The sequence below is a fragment of the Bacillus yunxiaonensis genome (assembly GCF_037104695.1).
GTDB classification, from domain to species: Bacteria; Bacillota; Bacilli; order Bacillales; family Bacillaceae_G; genus Bacillus_A; species Bacillus_A yunxiaonensis.
Genome location: NZ_JBAWSV010000002.1, coordinates 367,847 through 385,311, shown reverse-complemented (window position 1 = coordinate 385,311; position 17,465 = coordinate 367,847). Strand labels below are relative to the sequence as shown.

Annotated in this window: 18 protein-coding genes; 17 read left to right on the top strand and 1 reads right to left on the bottom strand. The window is 38.0% G+C overall.

Annotated elements, in window-relative coordinates; genetic code table 11:
- The first annotated feature begins 23 nt into the window (after window positions 1-23).
- The 6 genes from WAX78_RS08100 (at window position 24) to WAX78_RS08075 (ending at window position 5,862) form a co-directional block, all read left to right on the top strand.
- Window positions 24-1,169 carry a cysteine desulfurase family protein gene (locus WAX78_RS08100; RefSeq protein WP_336481772.1) on the top strand — a complete coding sequence of 382 codons (1,146 nt, stop codon included), beginning with the start codon at window positions 24-26 and terminating at the stop codon, window positions 1,167-1,169.
- A gap of 16 nt (window positions 1,170-1,185) precedes the next feature.
- Window positions 1,186-2,301 (top strand): tRNA 2-thiouridine(34) synthase MnmA, encoded by a 1,116-nt coding sequence (gene mnmA, locus WAX78_RS08095; protein ID WP_336481771.1) that lies wholly within the window; start codon window positions 1,186-1,188, stop codon window positions 2,299-2,301.
- Window positions 2,302-2,413: 112 nt separating this feature from the next.
- Window positions 2,414-3,070 (top strand): tetratricopeptide repeat protein, encoded by a 657-nt coding sequence (locus WAX78_RS08090; protein WP_336481770.1) that lies wholly within the window; start codon window positions 2,414-2,416, stop codon window positions 3,068-3,070.
- An 18-nt stretch (window positions 3,071-3,088) separates the two neighbouring features.
- Window positions 3,089-5,419 (top strand): SF1B family DNA helicase RecD2, encoded by a 2,331-nt coding sequence (gene recD2, locus WAX78_RS08085; RefSeq protein WP_336481769.1) that lies wholly within the window; start codon window positions 3,089-3,091, stop codon window positions 5,417-5,419.
- Window positions 5,420-5,527: 108 nt separating this feature from the next.
- Window positions 5,528-5,716, top strand: a complete 189-nt coding sequence (locus WAX78_RS08080) for a hypothetical protein (protein ID WP_020060848.1) — start codon at window positions 5,528-5,530, stop codon at window positions 5,714-5,716.
- A 17-nt stretch (window positions 5,717-5,733) separates the two neighbouring features.
- Window positions 5,734-5,862, top strand: coding sequence for a DUF3918 family protein (locus WAX78_RS08075; RefSeq protein WP_336481768.1), 129 nt, complete (start codon window positions 5,734-5,736; stop codon window positions 5,860-5,862).
- Window positions 5,863-5,921: 59 nt separating this feature from the next.
- Here the strand turns inward: WAX78_RS08075 and WAX78_RS08070 are convergent, their stop codons facing one another.
- Window positions 5,922-6,134, bottom strand: coding sequence for a hypothetical protein (locus WAX78_RS08070; protein ID WP_336481767.1), 213 nt, complete (start codon window positions 6,132-6,134; stop codon window positions 5,922-5,924).
- Between the two features lie 280 nt (window positions 6,135-6,414).
- On the opposite strand from WAX78_RS08070, the gene WAX78_RS08065 reads away from it, so the two are divergent.
- The 11 genes from WAX78_RS08065 to greA all read left to right on the top strand — a co-directional run bounded on the left by WAX78_RS08065 (window position 6,415) and on the right by greA (window position 17,356).
- Window positions 6,415-7,491, top strand: coding sequence for an AI-2E family transporter (locus WAX78_RS08065; protein WP_336482013.1), 1,077 nt, complete (start codon window positions 6,415-6,417; stop codon window positions 7,489-7,491).
- Between the two features lie 367 nt (window positions 7,492-7,858).
- Entirely contained in the window at window positions 7,859-10,501 is a 2,643-nt protein-coding gene (gene alaS, locus WAX78_RS08060) for an alanine--tRNA ligase (protein WP_336481766.1), read from the top strand.
- Between the two features lie 73 nt (window positions 10,502-10,574).
- Window positions 10,575-10,841: an IreB family regulatory phosphoprotein gene (locus tag WAX78_RS08055; protein WP_035434175.1), complete on the top strand. Its 267-nt coding sequence runs from the start codon at window positions 10,575-10,577 to the stop codon at window positions 10,839-10,841.
- 3 nt (window positions 10,842-10,844) lie between these two features.
- A complete protein-coding gene (gene ruvX / locus WAX78_RS08050) occupies window positions 10,845-11,258 on the top strand; it encodes a Holliday junction resolvase RuvX (RefSeq protein ID WP_098307965.1) in 414 nt (137 codons plus the stop codon).
- 12 nt (window positions 11,259-11,270) lie between these two features.
- The gene (locus WAX78_RS08045; RefSeq protein WP_336481765.1) at window positions 11,271-11,555 is read left to right on the top strand and encodes a DUF1292 domain-containing protein; all 285 of its coding nucleotides are present in this window, start codon (window positions 11,271-11,273) and stop codon (window positions 11,553-11,555) included.
- Between the two features lie 244 nt (window positions 11,556-11,799).
- Window positions 11,800-12,861 carry an endolytic transglycosylase MltG gene (gene mltG / locus WAX78_RS08040; protein WP_336482012.1) on the top strand — a complete coding sequence of 354 codons (1,062 nt, stop codon included), beginning with the start codon at window positions 11,800-11,802 and terminating at the stop codon, window positions 12,859-12,861.
- A gap of 197 nt (window positions 12,862-13,058) precedes the next feature.
- Entirely contained in the window at window positions 13,059-13,706 is a 648-nt protein-coding gene (locus WAX78_RS08035) for an O-methyltransferase (protein WP_336481764.1), read from the top strand.
- Window positions 13,707-13,712: 6 nt separating this feature from the next.
- The gene (locus WAX78_RS08030; protein ID WP_336481763.1) at window positions 13,713-14,642 is read left to right on the top strand and encodes a peptidase U32 family protein; all 930 of its coding nucleotides are present in this window, start codon (window positions 13,713-13,715) and stop codon (window positions 14,640-14,642) included.
- Window positions 14,643-14,658: 16 nt separating this feature from the next.
- Entirely contained in the window at window positions 14,659-15,939 is a 1,281-nt protein-coding gene (locus WAX78_RS08025; RefSeq protein ID WP_336481762.1) for a peptidase U32 family protein, read from the top strand.
- A gap of 17 nt (window positions 15,940-15,956) precedes the next feature.
- A complete protein-coding gene (gene udk / locus WAX78_RS08020) occupies window positions 15,957-16,595 on the top strand; it encodes a uridine kinase (protein ID WP_336481761.1) in 639 nt (212 codons plus the stop codon).
- 284 nt (window positions 16,596-16,879) lie between these two features.
- Complete coding sequence (gene greA, locus WAX78_RS08015) at window positions 16,880-17,356, top strand: transcription elongation factor GreA (protein ID WP_336481760.1); 477 nt, start codon at window positions 16,880-16,882, stop codon at window positions 17,354-17,356.
- The last annotated feature ends 109 nt before the right edge of the window (window positions 17,357-17,465 follow it).

Genomic DNA, 17,465 nt, shown 5'->3' with positions numbered 1-17,465 from the left:
CGATTTGGAAAGAAGGAGATATAATGGAACGCATTTACTTAGATCATGCTGCGACATCTCCGGCTCACCCAGAAGTAGTCGAAAAGATGATTCCGTATATGACAGAAGCATTTGGTAACCCGTCAAGTATCCATTTCTTTGGGCGCCAAGGCCGTCATGCAGTTGATGAAGCAAGACGTGCGTGCGCGCGCAGCATCCATGCAAATCCAAATGAAATTATTTTTACAAGCGGCGGTACAGAGGCTGATAATTTAGCGCTTTTAGGCGTGGCTCGTGCGAATCGTAATAAAGGAAATCACATTATTACGACTGCAATTGAGCACCATGCGATTTTGCATACATGTAATGTGCTAGAACGAGAAGGATTTGAGGTGACGTATTTACCTGTTGATGAAACAGGGCGTATTCGTATTTCTGATCTGCAAGAGGCATTAACAGATCAAACGATTCTTGTCTCGATTATGTTTGGAAATAATGAAGTTGGTACAGTGCAGCCGATAGGAGAAATTGGTGCTTTATTAAAAGAATACGGTGCTTATTTTCATACAGATGCAGTACAAGCATATGGTTTAACAGCAATTGATGTGAAAGAGCTTGGTATTGATTTATTATCAATCTCTTCTCATAAAATTAACGGTCCAAAAGGTGTCGGCTTTTTATATGCAGGGCAGCATGTGAAATTTGAACCGCTATTAACAGGTGGAGAGCAAGAACGAAAACGCCGAGCTGGCACAGAAAATGTGCCGGGAATTGTTGGGCTTCAGCAAGCTGTTTTGTTAGCGGAGCAAGCTCGTGAGCAAAAAATTGCCCAATACAAGGGATTTAAAGATATAATGATATCTGTCTTGAAACAAGAAGACATTACTTTCGAGGTAAACGGAAACTTCGAGCATAGCTTACCACATGTGTTAAATATAAGTTTTACAGGAATGAATATTGAATCATTCCTTATGAACTTAGACTTAGCGGGAGTTGCAGTTTCAAGCGGATCTGCTTGTACGGCTGGCTCTATTGATCCATCACATGTGCTCGTAGCGATGTTCGGAAAAGAATCCGATAAAATACGTTCATCCGTGCGGTTTAGCTTTGGACTTGGCAATACGAAAGAACAAGTAGAAAAAGCAGCGTACGAAACAGTGAAGATCGTAAAGCGATTAACACAAAATTAATATAGGAGGTGACGTGATGAACAAACTACCTCACGAAACACGCGTTGTCATCGGGATGTCCGGTGGCGTTGATTCATCTGTAGCAGCGATGTTATTAAAAAAGCAAGGCTATGATGTAATCGGAATTTTTATGAAAAACTGGGATGATACGGACGAGAACGGCGTATGTACAGCAACAGAAGATTATAACGATGTGATTGAAGTATGTAACCAAATTGGAATCCCATATTATGCAGTCAATTTTGAAAAGCAATATTGGGATAAAGTATTTACGTATTTTTTAGATGAATACCGTGCTGGTCGTACTCCGAACCCAGATGTAATGTGTAATAAAGAAATTAAATTTAAAGCATTTTTAGACCATGCAATGGAGCTTGGTGCAGATTATGTAGCAACAGGGCACTATGCACGTGTAGCGTATATTGATGGTGAATATAAAATGCTGCGCGGCGTTGATGATAATAAAGATCAAACATATTTCTTAAATCAACTGAGCCAAGACCAATTATCAAAAACAATGTTCCCGCTTGGTGAATTAATGAAGCCTCAGATTCGTGAGATGGCGAAAGAAGCAGGCCTGGCAACAGCAACGAAGAAAGATAGCACAGGTATTTGCTTTATCGGAGAACGAAATTTTAAAGGCTTTTTAAGTAACTATTTACCAGCGCAGCCAGGTAAGATGCAAACATTATCTGGTGAAGTGAAGGGGAAACATGACGGGTTAATGTATTATACAATTGGCCAACGTCATGGCCTTGGCATAGGTGGCAATGGTGATCCATGGTTTGCTGTTGGGAAGAACTTGAAAGAAAACATTTTATATGTAGAACAAGGATTCCATAATGAACTGTTATATGGTGACGAAGTATTTGCTACAAATGTAAGTTGGGTTAGCGATAAGCCGAAAGAAAAAGAATTTGCATGCACAGCGAAATTCCGCTATCGTCAAGCGGATAACGGTGTAAAGGTCCAAATCGTTGATGAGAATACCATTCGCATTCTTTGTGATGAACCAATTCGCGCAATTACGCCAGGACAAGCAGTTGTTTTCTATGATGGAGATGAGTGCTTAGGCGGTGCGACAATTGATGACGTATACCGTAATGGTAAGAAACTTGATTATTTAGGATAAGAAAGAAAAACCTCTGCCTTATAATGGTCAGAGGTTTCTTTTTAGTAAAGGCGAATTTTCGTTCGCTCGAAAAATAGATTCTTTGTTATAATTTGTTGTAGAGGTGAAAAATATGTCAAACAAGCTTGAAACAGGCATTCAATATATGCAAGAAGGAAACTGGGAAGAAGCAGCAAAGAATTTTACAGAGGCCATTGAGGAAAATCCAAAAGATGCACTTGGTTATATTAACTTTGCAAATTTATTAGATGTATTAGGAGACAGTGAGCGTGCTGTTGCCTTTTATAAACGCGCGATTGAATTAGATGAAAAATCTGCTACAGCGTATTATGGACTAGGAAATATATATTTCCAGCAAGATCTTTTTGCACAGGCGAAAGAAGCATTTGAGAAAGCGATGCAAGCAGGGCTGCAAACGGGAGATGTTTCGTTTATGCTTGGCATTACATATGTTCAGCTTGGAAACGATCGTCTAGCGCTGCCGTTTTTACAGCGTGCAGCTGAGTTAAATGAAGGTGATGCTGAAGCGATTTTTCAATGCGGATTATGTTTTGCACGCCTAGAACATGTAAAAGAAGCAAAACCTTATTTTGAAAAAGTTGTAGCGCTTGATGAAGAACATGCAGATGCCTATTACAATTTAGGTGTAGTATATGCGTTTGAGGAAGATAGCGAGAAGGCGCTTGTGATGTTTAAGAAAGCTGTAGCCATTCAACCGGATCACTTTTTAGCGGGTAACGGCATTCGTTTATTAGAGCAAGACGCATAAAATGGAAGGAGGGGCAAAATGGGAAATCAACATGCAATGGATTTGTTTGAGGAAGAGCAAAAGTTTATAAAAGCACAAGTTCTTCATACCATTTTCCACAACGAAGAAAACCTCTATTCCGTTGTCAGTATGAAAATTATTGAAACGAATGAAACATATGACGAAAAAAAGGTCATGATAACAGGTCACTTTCCCCGAATGCATGAAGATGAAGTGTTTACACTAACGGGTCATTTTAAAGATCATCCAAAGTACGGGAAACAATATCATATTGAAACGTTTAAAAAAGAATTACCGCAAACAAAAACAGGAATGGTGCAATATTTAGCGAGCGATTTATTTAAAGGAATCGGGAAACGAACAGCTGAAAAGATTGTTGATCATCTTGGTGAACATGCAATTTCGAAAATTATGGATGATCCTGCAGCTCTGGACGGGATTGTAAATAAGCAAAAAGCACAAGAAATATACGAAACGATTATTGAGCATCAAGGTCTTGAAAAAGTGATGAGCTTTCTAAATGGTTATGGATTTGGAACGAAGCTTTCTATTAAAATTTATCAACAGTATAAAGAAATGACACTTGAAGTTATTCGGAATAATCCGTATCAACTGATTGAAGAGGTAGATGGTATTGGGTTTGGACGAGCTGATGATATTGGCCGCGCGCTTGGCATTTCTGGTAATCATGCCGATCGTGTACGAGCAGGATGCTTCTATACATTAGAGCACGTTTCGCTGCAAGAAGGTCATGTGTATATGAAAAGAGAGCAGTTAGTGCAACAAACAATGGAGTTGTTAAATAACCAGGAAACGTCTGTTACAGAAGAAGATGTTTTGCAATGCGCAGAAATGATGCAAGGAGAAGGCAAAATTATTATAGAAGATGAGCGTGTATATTTAGCCTCCTTGTATTATTCTGAAAAAGGTGTTGTAGCTTCTATCAATCGTTTACTTGGTCAAGAAGAACTTCCTTCCTTTCCTGAATCGGAGCTGTTGTTAACACTCGGAAAAATTGAAGAGCAGCTCGGCGTGCAATACGCACCGCTTCAGCAAGAAGGGATTCAAACAGCTCTTCATAAACCGATGATGATTTTAACAGGAGGTCCTGGTACAGGAAAGACGACTGTTATTAAAGGGATTGTAGAAATGTATGCTTCTCTTCATGGTTTATCACTAGACCCGAAGGATTATAGTGATGACAATCCGTTCCCTATTTTATTAACAGCGCCGACGGGTCGAGCAGCAAAGCGAATGAGTGAATCAACAGGATTGCCTGCTTGTACTATTCATCGTCTACTTGGATGGACACCAGAAGGATCGTTTCAACGTAATGAGCACGATCCTGTTAAAGGGAAATTACTTATTATTGATGAATTTTCTATGGTTGATATTTGGCTTGCGAATCAATTGTTCAAATCATTGCCATCTACCATTCAAGTCATCATCGTTGGAGATGAAGATCAATTACCATCTGTTGGTCCTGGACAAGTGTTGAAAGATCTATTAGAATCCAGCGTTATTCCAACGGTAAAGCTTACGGAAATATATAGACAGGCGGAAGGTTCGTCTGTTATTCAGCTTGCCCATTCGATTAAAAAGGGTGTGTTACCTCCTGATGTAACACAAAATAAAAAAGATCGTTCGTTTATTGCGTGTGCAAGTACGCAAATTGTTGAGGTTGTTAAGCAAGTGTGTGAAAACGCAAAAACAAAGGGATTTAGTGCGCGTGATGTACAAGTGTTAGCTCCTATGTACAAGGGGCCAGCAGGTATTAATACGTTAAATGAAGCGTTGCAAGAAGTGTTTAATCCGAAAAAAGAAAAAAGCCGTGAAATTGCATATGGCGAGGTTGTGTATAGGGCTGGAGATAAAGTGCTTCAACTTGTCAATCAGCCGGAAAGTCAAGTGTTTAACGGCGATATTGGCGAAATTGTTTCAGTGTTCTATGCGAAAGAAAACGTGGAACAGCAAGATATGGTCGTTGTTTCTTTTGACGGTATTGAAGTAACGTATACAAAAGCAGATTTAAACCAAATTACACATGCGTATTGCTGTTCTATTCATAAATCACAAGGAAGTGAATTTCCGATTGTGATTATGCCGGTTGTAAAAAGTTATTACCGCATGTTGCGCCGTAATTTAATTTATACAGGAATTACACGTAGTAAAAAGTTTTTAATTATTTGCGGCGAGGAAACCGCTTTTCAATCTGGTGTAAGTCGCCTTGATGATGCACTTCGTCAAACAACACTATGCGACAGATTGCAAGGAAAAGCAGAAGCAACTGAGATTATGACAGAAGAGGGTCTCGATGTGGAAAACATTTCACCGTATGATTTTATGTAACGAGGTGAAATTATATAGTGTAATGCAGTTCTTATCATGTATAAACATATATGGTTTGGACATAATGGCGTAATAGAATACGGGAGATCGTAAGGAGATGAACGCCATATGTTCAGTTGTCCAAACTGTAAAGGAAAAGATATTGGAAAAATAGGTGTGAATCAATATTATTGCTGGAACTGCTTTATTGAATTATCGATTTCAAAGGGGAAAATTCATACACATCAAGTCGAGGAAGACGGTTCATTAAGTTCTTTAGATGATTTGTTTGATGAGAACGAACGAACAATCGGCTAATAAGGAGAGTGTTAACTTTGAAATTGCGCTCATCATTAATTGCATTAGGTTTAGGAGCAGCAGCATATCAATATGCACGTAAGCAAGATGTATTTTCAAGACGAAATGTGAAAAGAGCACGTAAGATGCTTAAATCTTATTTATAATTCTCATTATACATGCATGTTTCAGATGCGAAGAAGCTCCCTAATTTTAGGGAGCTTTTTTATGTACTTGTATAGAGGTAAAATAATCCGATTTGAGAGAAAAGATGAGAAAGTCCGTAGCAGCCAAGCCCTAGTATACTGTAGTAACAGAGATGCCTGGCACGTTCTTGCTTTGAAGAGGGAATGAAAAATCCTTTCCAAATGCCAAACCCAATACATATCCATTCTAATAGCATGCAAATTGCGGAAAGTCCCAGCATCAACCAAACCATTTTGCGCCTCCTAACTTTGTTGAACTAATCGGACTTTTGCGGGAAGTTGTCCCCCACCTATCTTCCTCGTTTCTCTTTGAATCTTAGGGTGGAGGTCTTACTTCCCAAAAATAGCGGGATAAATAATAGTGAGGACAAGAAATGATATGAAATTGCACTTGTTAGTTTGAGTATATGTATTTTTCTACAAAACAGTAAGAATACCTACAAAAAAATCCCGGCACAGTAGGGTTTTTTAATTTTTACACATAACCTTCTTTATTTCTCTTCAAACTAAGAAATAGAGGAGGTTTTTCTATTGAAGAATCTTAAAATTATTTGGATTTACCGGTTAGGATTATTATTGCTGATTTTTTTATGTTTGCTCGTCTTTTTGAAAATTAAGCCGCTTTGGGCACCGATTTTATTTGTGATTAAAGTCGCCGTTACACCATTTTTCATCGCTTGTTTTATTGCATATTTGCTGCATCCGCTTATTGAAAAATTGCATGAAAAAGGCATGCCGCGTACATTTGCCATTTTACTCATTTACATTCTTTTCTTTGGCGGTCTTGGATATGGTGTGTATAAAGGAACGCCAGCTGTTATTGCACAGTTGCAAGAAATGAACGAGCAATTTCCGCAATTTGTGAGCATGTATGAAACATGGTCGGATGGAATAACAGAGCAAACTGAAAATTTTCCTGAGTTCGTGAATGAGAAAATTAAACAAATCTTTGCAGGGGTTGAAGGGAAGATACAAGCGCTTTTAAATAAAGTGATGAGTACGGCAAGAGGAATACTTGATTCACTTCTTATTATTTTTTTAATTCCATTTATCGTATTTTACATATTAAAAGACTACGGTGAATTTTATCATATTTTTTGGAAGCTTGTACCGAGTAAGTGGCGTAAGGATGGTCAGCAGTTAGCGAAAGAAATTGATAAGTCTCTTGGAAATTACATTCGCGGACAATTATTTGTTTGTTTAATTTTAGGAGGGGTCTCTGCGCTGGCATTTTGGTTTATCGGAATGAAGTATCCGCTTCTTTTAGGGATTATCGTTGGAGTTACTGATATTATCCCATACTTCGGTCCTATTTTAGGGGCGATTCCAACATTAATGATTGCCGCGACAGTATCAACAAATTTAGTTATTAAAGCTGGAATTACGCTTGCGATTTTACAATTTGTTGAGAGTAATATTTTGTCTCCCTATATTGTAGGAAGATCTCTGCGGATGCACCCTGTTGTCATTATGCTTGCACTGCTTGTTGGAGGTGAAATTGGCGGCATTGTAGGACTCTTATTATCCGTACCACTGTTAGCGGTTCTTCGCACCATTATTGTACATACCAAGCTATTTTGGAAACATTGACAAATGGAAACGGATTCGCTACAATTTGTGCATATAGTATATGATAAATTAATGACGGAACGAGTATGTTACAGTCCATTTTGCAGAGAGAAGCTTCCTTAGGCTGAGAGAAGCTTCAAATGAAGGGTAACAGAACGCTATTCCTGAGAGCAGCTAATCCCTGCCGTCTTGCCACGTTACGGCAACTTGAGGTGATGAAATATATGCATATTATTAGGATGTGCAATCTAGCCGTCGTGTCCAAAAGTAAGACACTTCCGCTTTTTATTTCATAATCAGGGTGGTAACGCGAGTCAACTCTCGTCCCTGTTATAGGGGACGGGAGTTTTTTGTTTTTTAATTGATTTTAATGAAGGAGGAAATACATATGAAACACTTAACAGGCGCACAAATTCGTCAAATGTTTTTAGATTTTTTCCAAGAAAAAGGACATGCAGTAGAACCGAGTGCATCATTAGTTCCGCACGAAGATCCATCTCTTTTATGGATTAATAGTGGTGTTGCAACGCTGAAAAAATATTTTGATGGCCGCGTAATTCCACAAAACCCGCGCATTACAAATGCACAAAAATCAATTCGTACAAACGATATTGAAAATGTAGGGAAAACAGCTCGTCACCATACATTCTTTGAAATGTTAGGGAACTTCTCAATTGGTGATTACTTCAAAGAAGAAGCAATTACATGGGCTTGGGAGTTTTTAACGAGCGACAAATGGATTGGCTTTGATAAAGAACTTTTATCTGTAACAATCCATCCAGAAGATGAAGAAGCATTCCAAATTTGGCATGAGAAAATGGGTGTGCCAAAAGAGCGCATTATCCGTTTAGAAGAAAACTTCTGGGATATTGGTGAAGGCCCAAGTGGACCGAACACAGAAATTTTCTACGACCGCGGAGAAGCTTACGGTAACGATTTTAGCGATCCAGAATTATATCCAGGTGGAGAAAATGAACGTTATTTAGAAGTATGGAACCTTGTATTCTCACAATTCAACCATAACCCTGACGGTACATATACGCCGCTTCCGAAGAAAAACATTGATACAGGGATGGGTCTTGAGCGTATGGCATCTGTTGTTCAAAATGTGCCAACGAACTTTGACACAGACTTATTTATGCCAATTATCGGTGCAACAGAAGCTATTTCTGGTGAAAAATACCGTGCTGGCAATCATGAACAAGATACAGCGTTTAAAGTAATTGCTGACCATATTCGTACTGTAACATTTGCAGTTGGAGACGGAGCTCTTCCTTCTAATGAAGGCCGTGGTTATGTATTACGTCGTTTATTACGCCGCGCTGTACGTTATGCGAAGAAATTAAATATTAATCGTCCATTTATGTACGAATTAGTACCAGTAGTTGGCGAAGTAATGAAGGATTTCTACCCAGAAGTTCTTGAGAAGAAAGACTTTATTGCACGCGTTGTGAAAAATGAAGAGGAGCGTTTCCATGAAACACTTCATGATGGCGAAGCAATCTTAGCTGAAGTGATTGGAAAAGCAAAAGAAGAAAAATCAACTGTTATTTCTGGTGAAGACGCATTCCGTCTATATGACACATATGGTTTCCCAATTGAATTAACAGAAGAATACGCAGAAGAAGCTGGTATGACAGTTGATCATGAAGGTTTTGAAGCAGAGATGGAAAAACAACGTGAGCGTGCACGTGCAGCTCGTCAAGACGTTGATTCGATGCAAGTACAAGGCGGCGTTCTTGGTGAAATTAAAGTAGCGAGTGAATTTATTGGCTATGATTCCGTAGCTACAGAAAGTAACGTTGTTGCACTTGTGAAGAATGGTGAGTTCACAGATAGCCTACAAGCAGGTGAAGAAGGACAATTAATGTTAGATGTAACACCATTCTACGCTGAGAGCGGCGGACAGATTGCTGACCGTGGTTATCTTCTTGCTGATGGCGTAAAGGTACTTGTAAAAGATGTACAAAAAGCGCCTAATGGTCAAAACTTACACAAAGTAGTTGTAGAAGAAGGAACATTAACGAAAGATGCAGCAGTAAAAACGTTAATCGATACGAAAAATCGCGCAGCAATCGTGAAAAACCATACGGCAACTCACCTTCTGCATCAAGCGTTAAAAGATGTACTTGGCGGACACGTAAACCAAGCAGGATCTCTTGTAACATCAGAGCGTTTACGTTTTGACTTCTCTCATTTCGGTCAAGTACAAGCTGATGAACTTGAAAAAATTGAGCGTATTGTAAACGAGAAAATTTGGGAAAGTATCACAGTAGACATTTCTCAAAAAGCAATTGAAGAAGCAAAATCGATGGGTGCAATGGCACTATTCGGTGAAAAATACGGAGATGTTGTACGCGTTGTACAAGTAGGTGATTATAGCTTAGAACTTTGCGGTGGTTGTCATGTAGATAACACAGCATCTATTGGTATTTTCAAAATCGTTGCTGAATCTGGTATTGGAGCAGGAACGCGCCGTATTGAAGCGGTAACAGGAAAAGCTGCATATGAATTAATGAACGAACAAGTTGGTTTATTAAAAGAAGCAGCAAACAAAATGAAAACAAATCCGAAAGACATTTTAACAAGAGTGGATGGCTTATTTGCTGAAGTAAAACAACTGCAAAAAGAAAATGAATCTCTTGCAGCAAAACTAAGCAACATTGAAGCTGGTAACTTAACAGATGCAGTGCGTACAGTGGATGGTGTAAATGTACTTGCAACAAAAGTAAATGTTGCAGACATGAACAATTTACGTACGATGATGGATGATTTAAAGAATAAATTACAATCAGCAGTTATCGTGCTTACAGCTGTAAACGATGATAAGGTCAACATTCTTGCTGGTGTAACGAAAGATTTAATTGAACAAGGATACCACGCTGGTAAACTTGTTAAAGAGGTAGCATCTCGTTGCGGCGGCGGCGGCGGCGGTCGTCCTGATATGGCGCAAGCTGGTGGTAAAAACCCAGCACAAGTAGAGGATGCACTTGCATTTGTAGAAGAGTACGTTAAATCTGTTTCAAAATAAAGAGAGAGTAGTGTACAATAGTAGGGAGAAGGAATATCTTTCTCCCTATATCTAGTAAAGTGAGGTGCTTAAAATGGACGGGTTCGATAAAACGATGAAGTTTAACTTCCAAGAAGAAAAACAAAATGTCCATGTAAATGACGTACTATTAACTGTGTATGATGCACTTCAAGAAAAAGGATACAATCCGATTAATCAAATCGTCGGTTATTTATTAAGTGGAGATCCGGCATACATACCTCGTCATAAAGATGCTCGCAATATTATTCGTAAGCTAGAACGTGATGAACTGATTGAGGAGCTTGTAAAGTCCTATTTGAAACATCATCGTGAGGAGTAGTTTATGCGTATACTAGGTTTAGATGTGGGTACAAAAACAGTCGGCGTTGCAATAAGCGATGAGATGGGCTGGACAGCACAAGGCTTGGAAACGATTAAAATTAACGAAGAAAGAGGCGAATTTGGTTTTAATCGTATTTCTGAGTTAGTAAAACAGTACAATGTGGACAAGATAGTAGTAGGATTGCCAAAAAACATGAATGGTACAATCGGTCCGCGCGGTGAAGCTTGTCAGCAATTTGCAGAAAAATTGGGTGAGCTCGTGCAATTGGAAGTTGTACTGTGGGACGAACGCTTGTCAACAATGGCAGCGGAGCGCCTGCTCATTTCGGCAGATGTAAGCCGAAAAAAACGAAAGCAAGTCATTGATAAGATGGCAGCTGTCGTAATTTTGCAAGGATATTTAGATAGTAAATAAGAGGTGACCATAATGGAAGAAAATCAAATTACAATTGTTGACGAAAAAGGTAACGAACATCTATGTGAAATTATTTTCACTTTTGATGCTGAAAAATTTGGTAAAAAATCTTACGTAGTATTCTCACCAATCGGTGAAGTTGACGAAGATGGCGATCCAATTTATGATGCAATGGCTTTCGAACAAAACGAAGAAGAATCTGGCGGAACATTACTTCCAATCGAATCAGAAGAAGAGTGGGAAATGGTACAAGAAATGTTTAACACTCTTGCTGAGGAAGAAGAAGGCGAAGAATAATATAGTAAGTGCAAACAAACTGATTTCATATTGAAATCAGTTTGTTTGTTATATTTGTAAGATGAATGAAAGATTTTTTGTCGAAAGCAGATAGTTATTTGTAGTATAATGATACAGGTTGTAGAAAAAAGAAAAAACATGTCTAAAGAATAGACATGTTTTTTAGTATTTCGTAAGTTGTTGTATAGAGTAGGCGAGTACATTATACAATTTTGAATAAGGAGGACATAGGGGAGTGAATCAAATGAAAACAAAAAAACGAAGACGAGTAATGGCAGCCATTGTCGTTGCGTTGCTTGTTGTTTGTGGTTCTGCATATGCATATATTACCTCAGCTTTAAAGCCGCTTAATGTAGAGAGTAAAAAGGAAATTGAAGTGGAAATTCCAAAAGGTTCTTCTACAAGTAAGGTAGGAGAGATTTTGGAAGACAAAGGAATTGTAAAAAGCGGAACTATATTTAGTTTATACGCAAAAGTGAAGTCTAAAAATTTACAAGCTGGCACATATTTATTAAACCCATCGATGAATGTAGAGGAAATAATGGGACAAATGTCATCTGGTAATGTGCATCGTCCGGTTGCTTATAAAGTGACAGTCAAAGAGGGCGCACAAGTCGTTGAAATCGCAGATACAATTGCAAAGGAATTTAAATTAAATAAAGAAGATGTTATTCGTCAGTTGAATGATAAAGCATTTGTTCAAAAACTCCAGCAGAAGTATCCAACATTGCTTACTAATAAAATTTTTGATAGCAATATTAAGTATCCATTAGAAGGCTATTTATATCCAGCTACATATCCGTACTATCAAAAGCAAGTAACGTTAGAAGAAATCGTAACACCAATGCTTGATAAAACAAATAAACTGATTGAGCAAAACGCGCAAAAAATGAAAGAAAGACAATTGGATGTTCACCAATTATTGACAATGTCTTCTTTAATTGAAGAGGAAGCAACAGGTTATACAGATCGGAAAAATATTGCCAGTGTGTTTTATAATCGTTTAGCAAAAGGAATGCCGCTGCAAACAGATCCAACAGTGCTATATGCGTTAGGTAAGCATAAAGAACGTGTACTATATGAGGATTTAAAAGTAAACTCTCCGTATAATACATATGTTGTGAAAGGATTACCAGTTGGACCAATTTCGAATTCTAGTGTAAAATCAGTAGAAGCAGCACTTGAGCCTGCACAAACAGAGTATTATTATTTCTTAGCGGCACCAGACGGTCAAGTGTATTACGCTAAGACGCTAGAAGAACATAACGCGTTAAAACAAAAGTATATTACACAAAAGCAATCGTAAATTTTTTGAGGGAAGCGAGAAAAATTCGCATATCCCTCTTTTTTATGATAAAATATATCGGGTTAAAAACTGGCAGAAGAATCGTTTTTAATATAGAAACGGGACGTACAAGCTAAGGATAGAGTGAGCTTGTATTTTTCTTGCCGCAAACAGACAATATTCTTTTTTACTTCTCCATGCGATAAGGAGGACTATCTATGGAGCAACAAGATACAGTTTATGAATATTTGCAGTCTTTTATCGATCCGAAAGATGAGCTAATTCTTGAAATGGAACAGTATGCGAGTGAGTATCATGTACCAATTATGGATCGTCTTGGCATGGAGTTTATGTTGCAATTTTTGCGTCTAATTGAGCCAAAGACCATCTTAGAACTTGGTACAGCTATTGGATATTCTAGCATTCGCATGATGCAAGCCATTCCCAATTCACGCATTGTCACAGTAGAGCGAAATGCAGATCGATATGAAAAAGCACTTGAATATATAAATCATTCCCCGGTAAAAGAACGCATTTCTGTTATTTTTGGAGATGCTCTAGAAACGGGAGAGCAAGTAAAAGAACATGGCACATTTGATGTCATTTTTATTGATGCAGCAAAAGGACAATATCGTCGCTTTTTTGATATATACGAGCCGTTATTAAATCCTGGCGGCGTTATTATTTCAGATAATGTACTATATCACGGTCTCGTGACGACAAAGGAACACATTGAAAATAGACGTACACGCGGGTTAATTAGAAGAATTAAAACGTATAATGAGTGGCTCATGAATCATGAAGGATATGATACAACAATTTTCCCGATTGGCGACGGAGTAGCCGTGAGTAAAAAGAAGGGGTGACGTATAATGAAAAAACCTGAGTTGTTAGTAACGCCAAGAACAGTGGCGGATATTGAACCACTTGCAAAAGCAGGTGCAGATGCAGTAATGATTGGTGAACAAAAATTTGGTTTACGTTTAGCTGGTGAATTTTCTCGTGAAGACGTAAAAGAAGCAGTAGCTGTTGCACATGAAAATAACATGAAAGTGTATGTTGCAATGAATGCGATGTTCCACAATGAGAAAGTAGAAGCTTTAAAAGATTATGTGTCATTTTTACAAGAAGTAAATGTAGATGCAGTTGTATTTGGAGATCCAGCTGTATTAATGACAGTGCGTGAAGTTGCACCAAATATGCAAATGCATTGGAATACAGAAACAACAGCAACAAACTGGTTTACATGTAACTATTGGGGACGTAAGGGTGCAAAACGCGCTGTTCTTGCACGCGAATTAAGCTTAGATGAAATTGTGGAATTAAAAGAAAATGCAGAAGTCGAAGTGGAAGTACAAATTCACGGAATGACATGCATGTTCCAATCAAAGCGTTCTTTAGTAGGAAACTACTTTGAGTATCAAGACCGCAATATGGAAATTGAAAAGAAGAAATATGAAGAAAACATGTTTTTACATGATAAAGAACGTAATAATAAATATCCAGTCTATGAAGATGAGAACGGCACTCACATTATGAGTCCGAATGATATTTGTTTTATCGATGAATTAGAAGAGTTAATCGATGCTGAAATCGATAGCTTAAAAATTGATGGTGTATTAAAAAGTTCAGAATACATTGTTGAAGTAACGAAGAGATATCGTAAGGCTATTGATTTATGCGTAGAAAATCGTGATGCGTATTATGACGTAAAAGACGACTTATATAAAGAAATTGAAGAAATTCAACCGGTAAATCGCCCATTAGATACAGGATTTTTCTTCAAAGAAACGGTTTATTAAAAAGGAGGTTTAGCATATGACTGTCAAAGAAATTTCACGTGTAATTGACGGAAAACGTGTTATTGTAAAGAAACCTGAGTTGTTAATACCAGCAGGTAACTTAGAAAAATTAAAAGTAGCTATCCATTACGGTGCAGATGCTGTATATTTAGGTGGACAAGAATTTGGTCTTCGCTCAAATGCAGGTAACTTTACGCTAGAAGAAATGGCAGAAGGCGTTGAATTTGCAAAGAAATATGGTGCGAAAATATATGTAACAACAAATATCTTTGCCCATAATGAAAATATGGACGGATTAGAAGAGTATTTAAGAGGGATTGAAAAAGCTGGTGTAACGGGTATTATCGTTGCAGATCCTCTTATTATTGAGACGTGTAAACGTGTTGCACCTTCTGTTGAAGTACATTTAAGCACACAACAATCACTATCCAACTGGAAAGCAGCACAGTATTGGAAAGAAGAAGGTCTACACCGTCTTGTATTAGCTCGTGAAGTAGGCTATGAAGAGATGAAAGAAATTAAAGAGCACGTTGATATTGAAATTGAAGCATTCGTCCATGGTGCAATGTGTATTGCGTATTCTGGAAGATGTACATTAAGTAATCATATGACGGCACGTGACTCTAACCGCGGTGGTTGCTGTCAGTCTTGCCGCTGGGATTATGACTTAATTCAAACAGTATCGCAACATAAAGAAGCAGAAGAACTTCCTTTATTCCAAGAAGGAGATGCTCATTTTGCGATGAGTCCAAAAGACTTAAATCTCATTTTATCTATCCCGAAAATGATTGAAATTGGGATTGACAGCTTGAAAGTTGAAGGACGTATGAAATCAATTCACTACGTTGCAACTGTTGCAACTGTGTATCGTAAAGTAATCGATGCATATTGTGCAGATCCAGACAACTTCGAGTTTAAACAAGAATGGTTAGAAGAACTTGATAAATGTGCAAATCGTGATACAGCTCCTGCATTCTTTGAAGGCGTTCCTGGGTATCAAGAGCAAATGTATGGAAATCATAGTAAGAAAACAACGTATGATTTTGCTGGTTTAGTGTTAGATTATAATGAAGAAACAGGCATTGTAACAATAGAGCAGCGTAACTACTTCAAACCAGGTCATGAAGTTGAGTTCTTTGGACCAGAAATTGAAAACTTTACACAAACGGTGGAAAAAATTTGGGATGAGGATGGAAACGAATTAGATGCAGCGAGACATCCGTTGCAAATCGTGAAATTCAAAGTGGATCGACCAGTGTATGTGAACAACATGATGCGAAAAAGCATACTTCAATAAGAAAGAGTGGTAGTTGAATGGGGACGAACAAGCCTGTTGTAATTGGGATCGCTGGTGGTTCAGGGTCAGGTAAAACAAGTGTAACAAAAGCAATCTTTGATCAATTTCAAGGTCATTCTATTTTAATCTTAGAGCAAGATTATTATTATAAAGATCAAAGTCATTTGCCAATGGAGGAGCGCTTAAAAACAAATTATGATCATCCGTTAGCATTTGATAATGACTTGTTAATTGAGCACTTGCATCAGTTGCTTGCGTATAAGCAAGTTGAGAAGCCTGTATATGATTACACATTGCATACACGCTCGGAAGAAATTATTCCAGTAGAACCGAAAGATGTAATTATTCTAGAGGGAATTCTTATTTTAGAAGATCCACGTCTTTGCGATTTAATGGATATTAAAGTGTTTGTTGATACAGATGCTGACCTTCGCATCTTACGCCGTATGGAGCGAGATATTAAAGAACGCGGCCGTACGATGGAATCTGTTGTTGAACAATATGTAAATGTTGTGCGTCCAATGCACAATCAATTTATTGAGCCTTCTAAGAAATTTGCAGATATTATTATTCCAGAAGGCGGACAAAATCATGTTGCGATTGATATTATGGTCACAAAAATCGCAACAATTCTTGAAGAAAAAGTGAATTTGTAATAGCATAGTAAAAGATGTACGATAGGAAGGGATTTTTCCCCTTTCTATCGAATACAATGAAACATGCCAACCTCACCCCCATCTAGGTGAGGGCATATTTATATTAACTTTCCATACATATCTTCTTTATATAAGGAAGAATTGGGAAAAAATACGGGGTTGTGTGTGACAACTCCGCTAGTGCTAAGCGTACTAGAAACCTCTGCTATTTCATAAGGCGGAGGAGTTTTCATATGGAACTCCTCTTTTTTTCGGGGGATTGGTATATAAAAGGAGTGGAAAACATGGCAACAGAAAAAACTTACCCTATGACACTTGAGGGAAAACAAAAATTAGAACATGAACTTGAACAATTAAAAACAGTAAAACGTAAAGAAGTTGTAGAGCGTATTAAAATTGCGCGCAGCTTTGGTGATCTTTCTGAGAACTCTGAGTATGATGCAGCAAAAGACGAGCAAGCATTCGTAGAAGGTCGTATTACACAGCTTGAAAACATGATTCGCAATGCAGTTATTATTGAAGATAACGGTGAAGATTCTACAATCGTAACGCTTGGTAAAACTGTTATTTTCCAAGAATTACCAGAAGGTGAAGAAGAAGCATATACAATCGTTGGTAGCGCGGAAGCTGATCCATTTGAAGGCAGAATTTCTAACGATTCTCCAATCGCGAAGAGCTTAATGGGTAAGCAAATTGGCGAAGAAGTAATCGTACAAACGCCAGGCGGAGATATGCGCGTAAAAATCGTTTCTGTAAAGTAAAACATAAAAAGCTAACTCATCGTATGGTGAGTTAGCTTTTTTATTATTGTGATTCGTATACCTCATTTTAAAATCCATGGGAAGTAAAGTGAAACTTCCATCAGTGGGT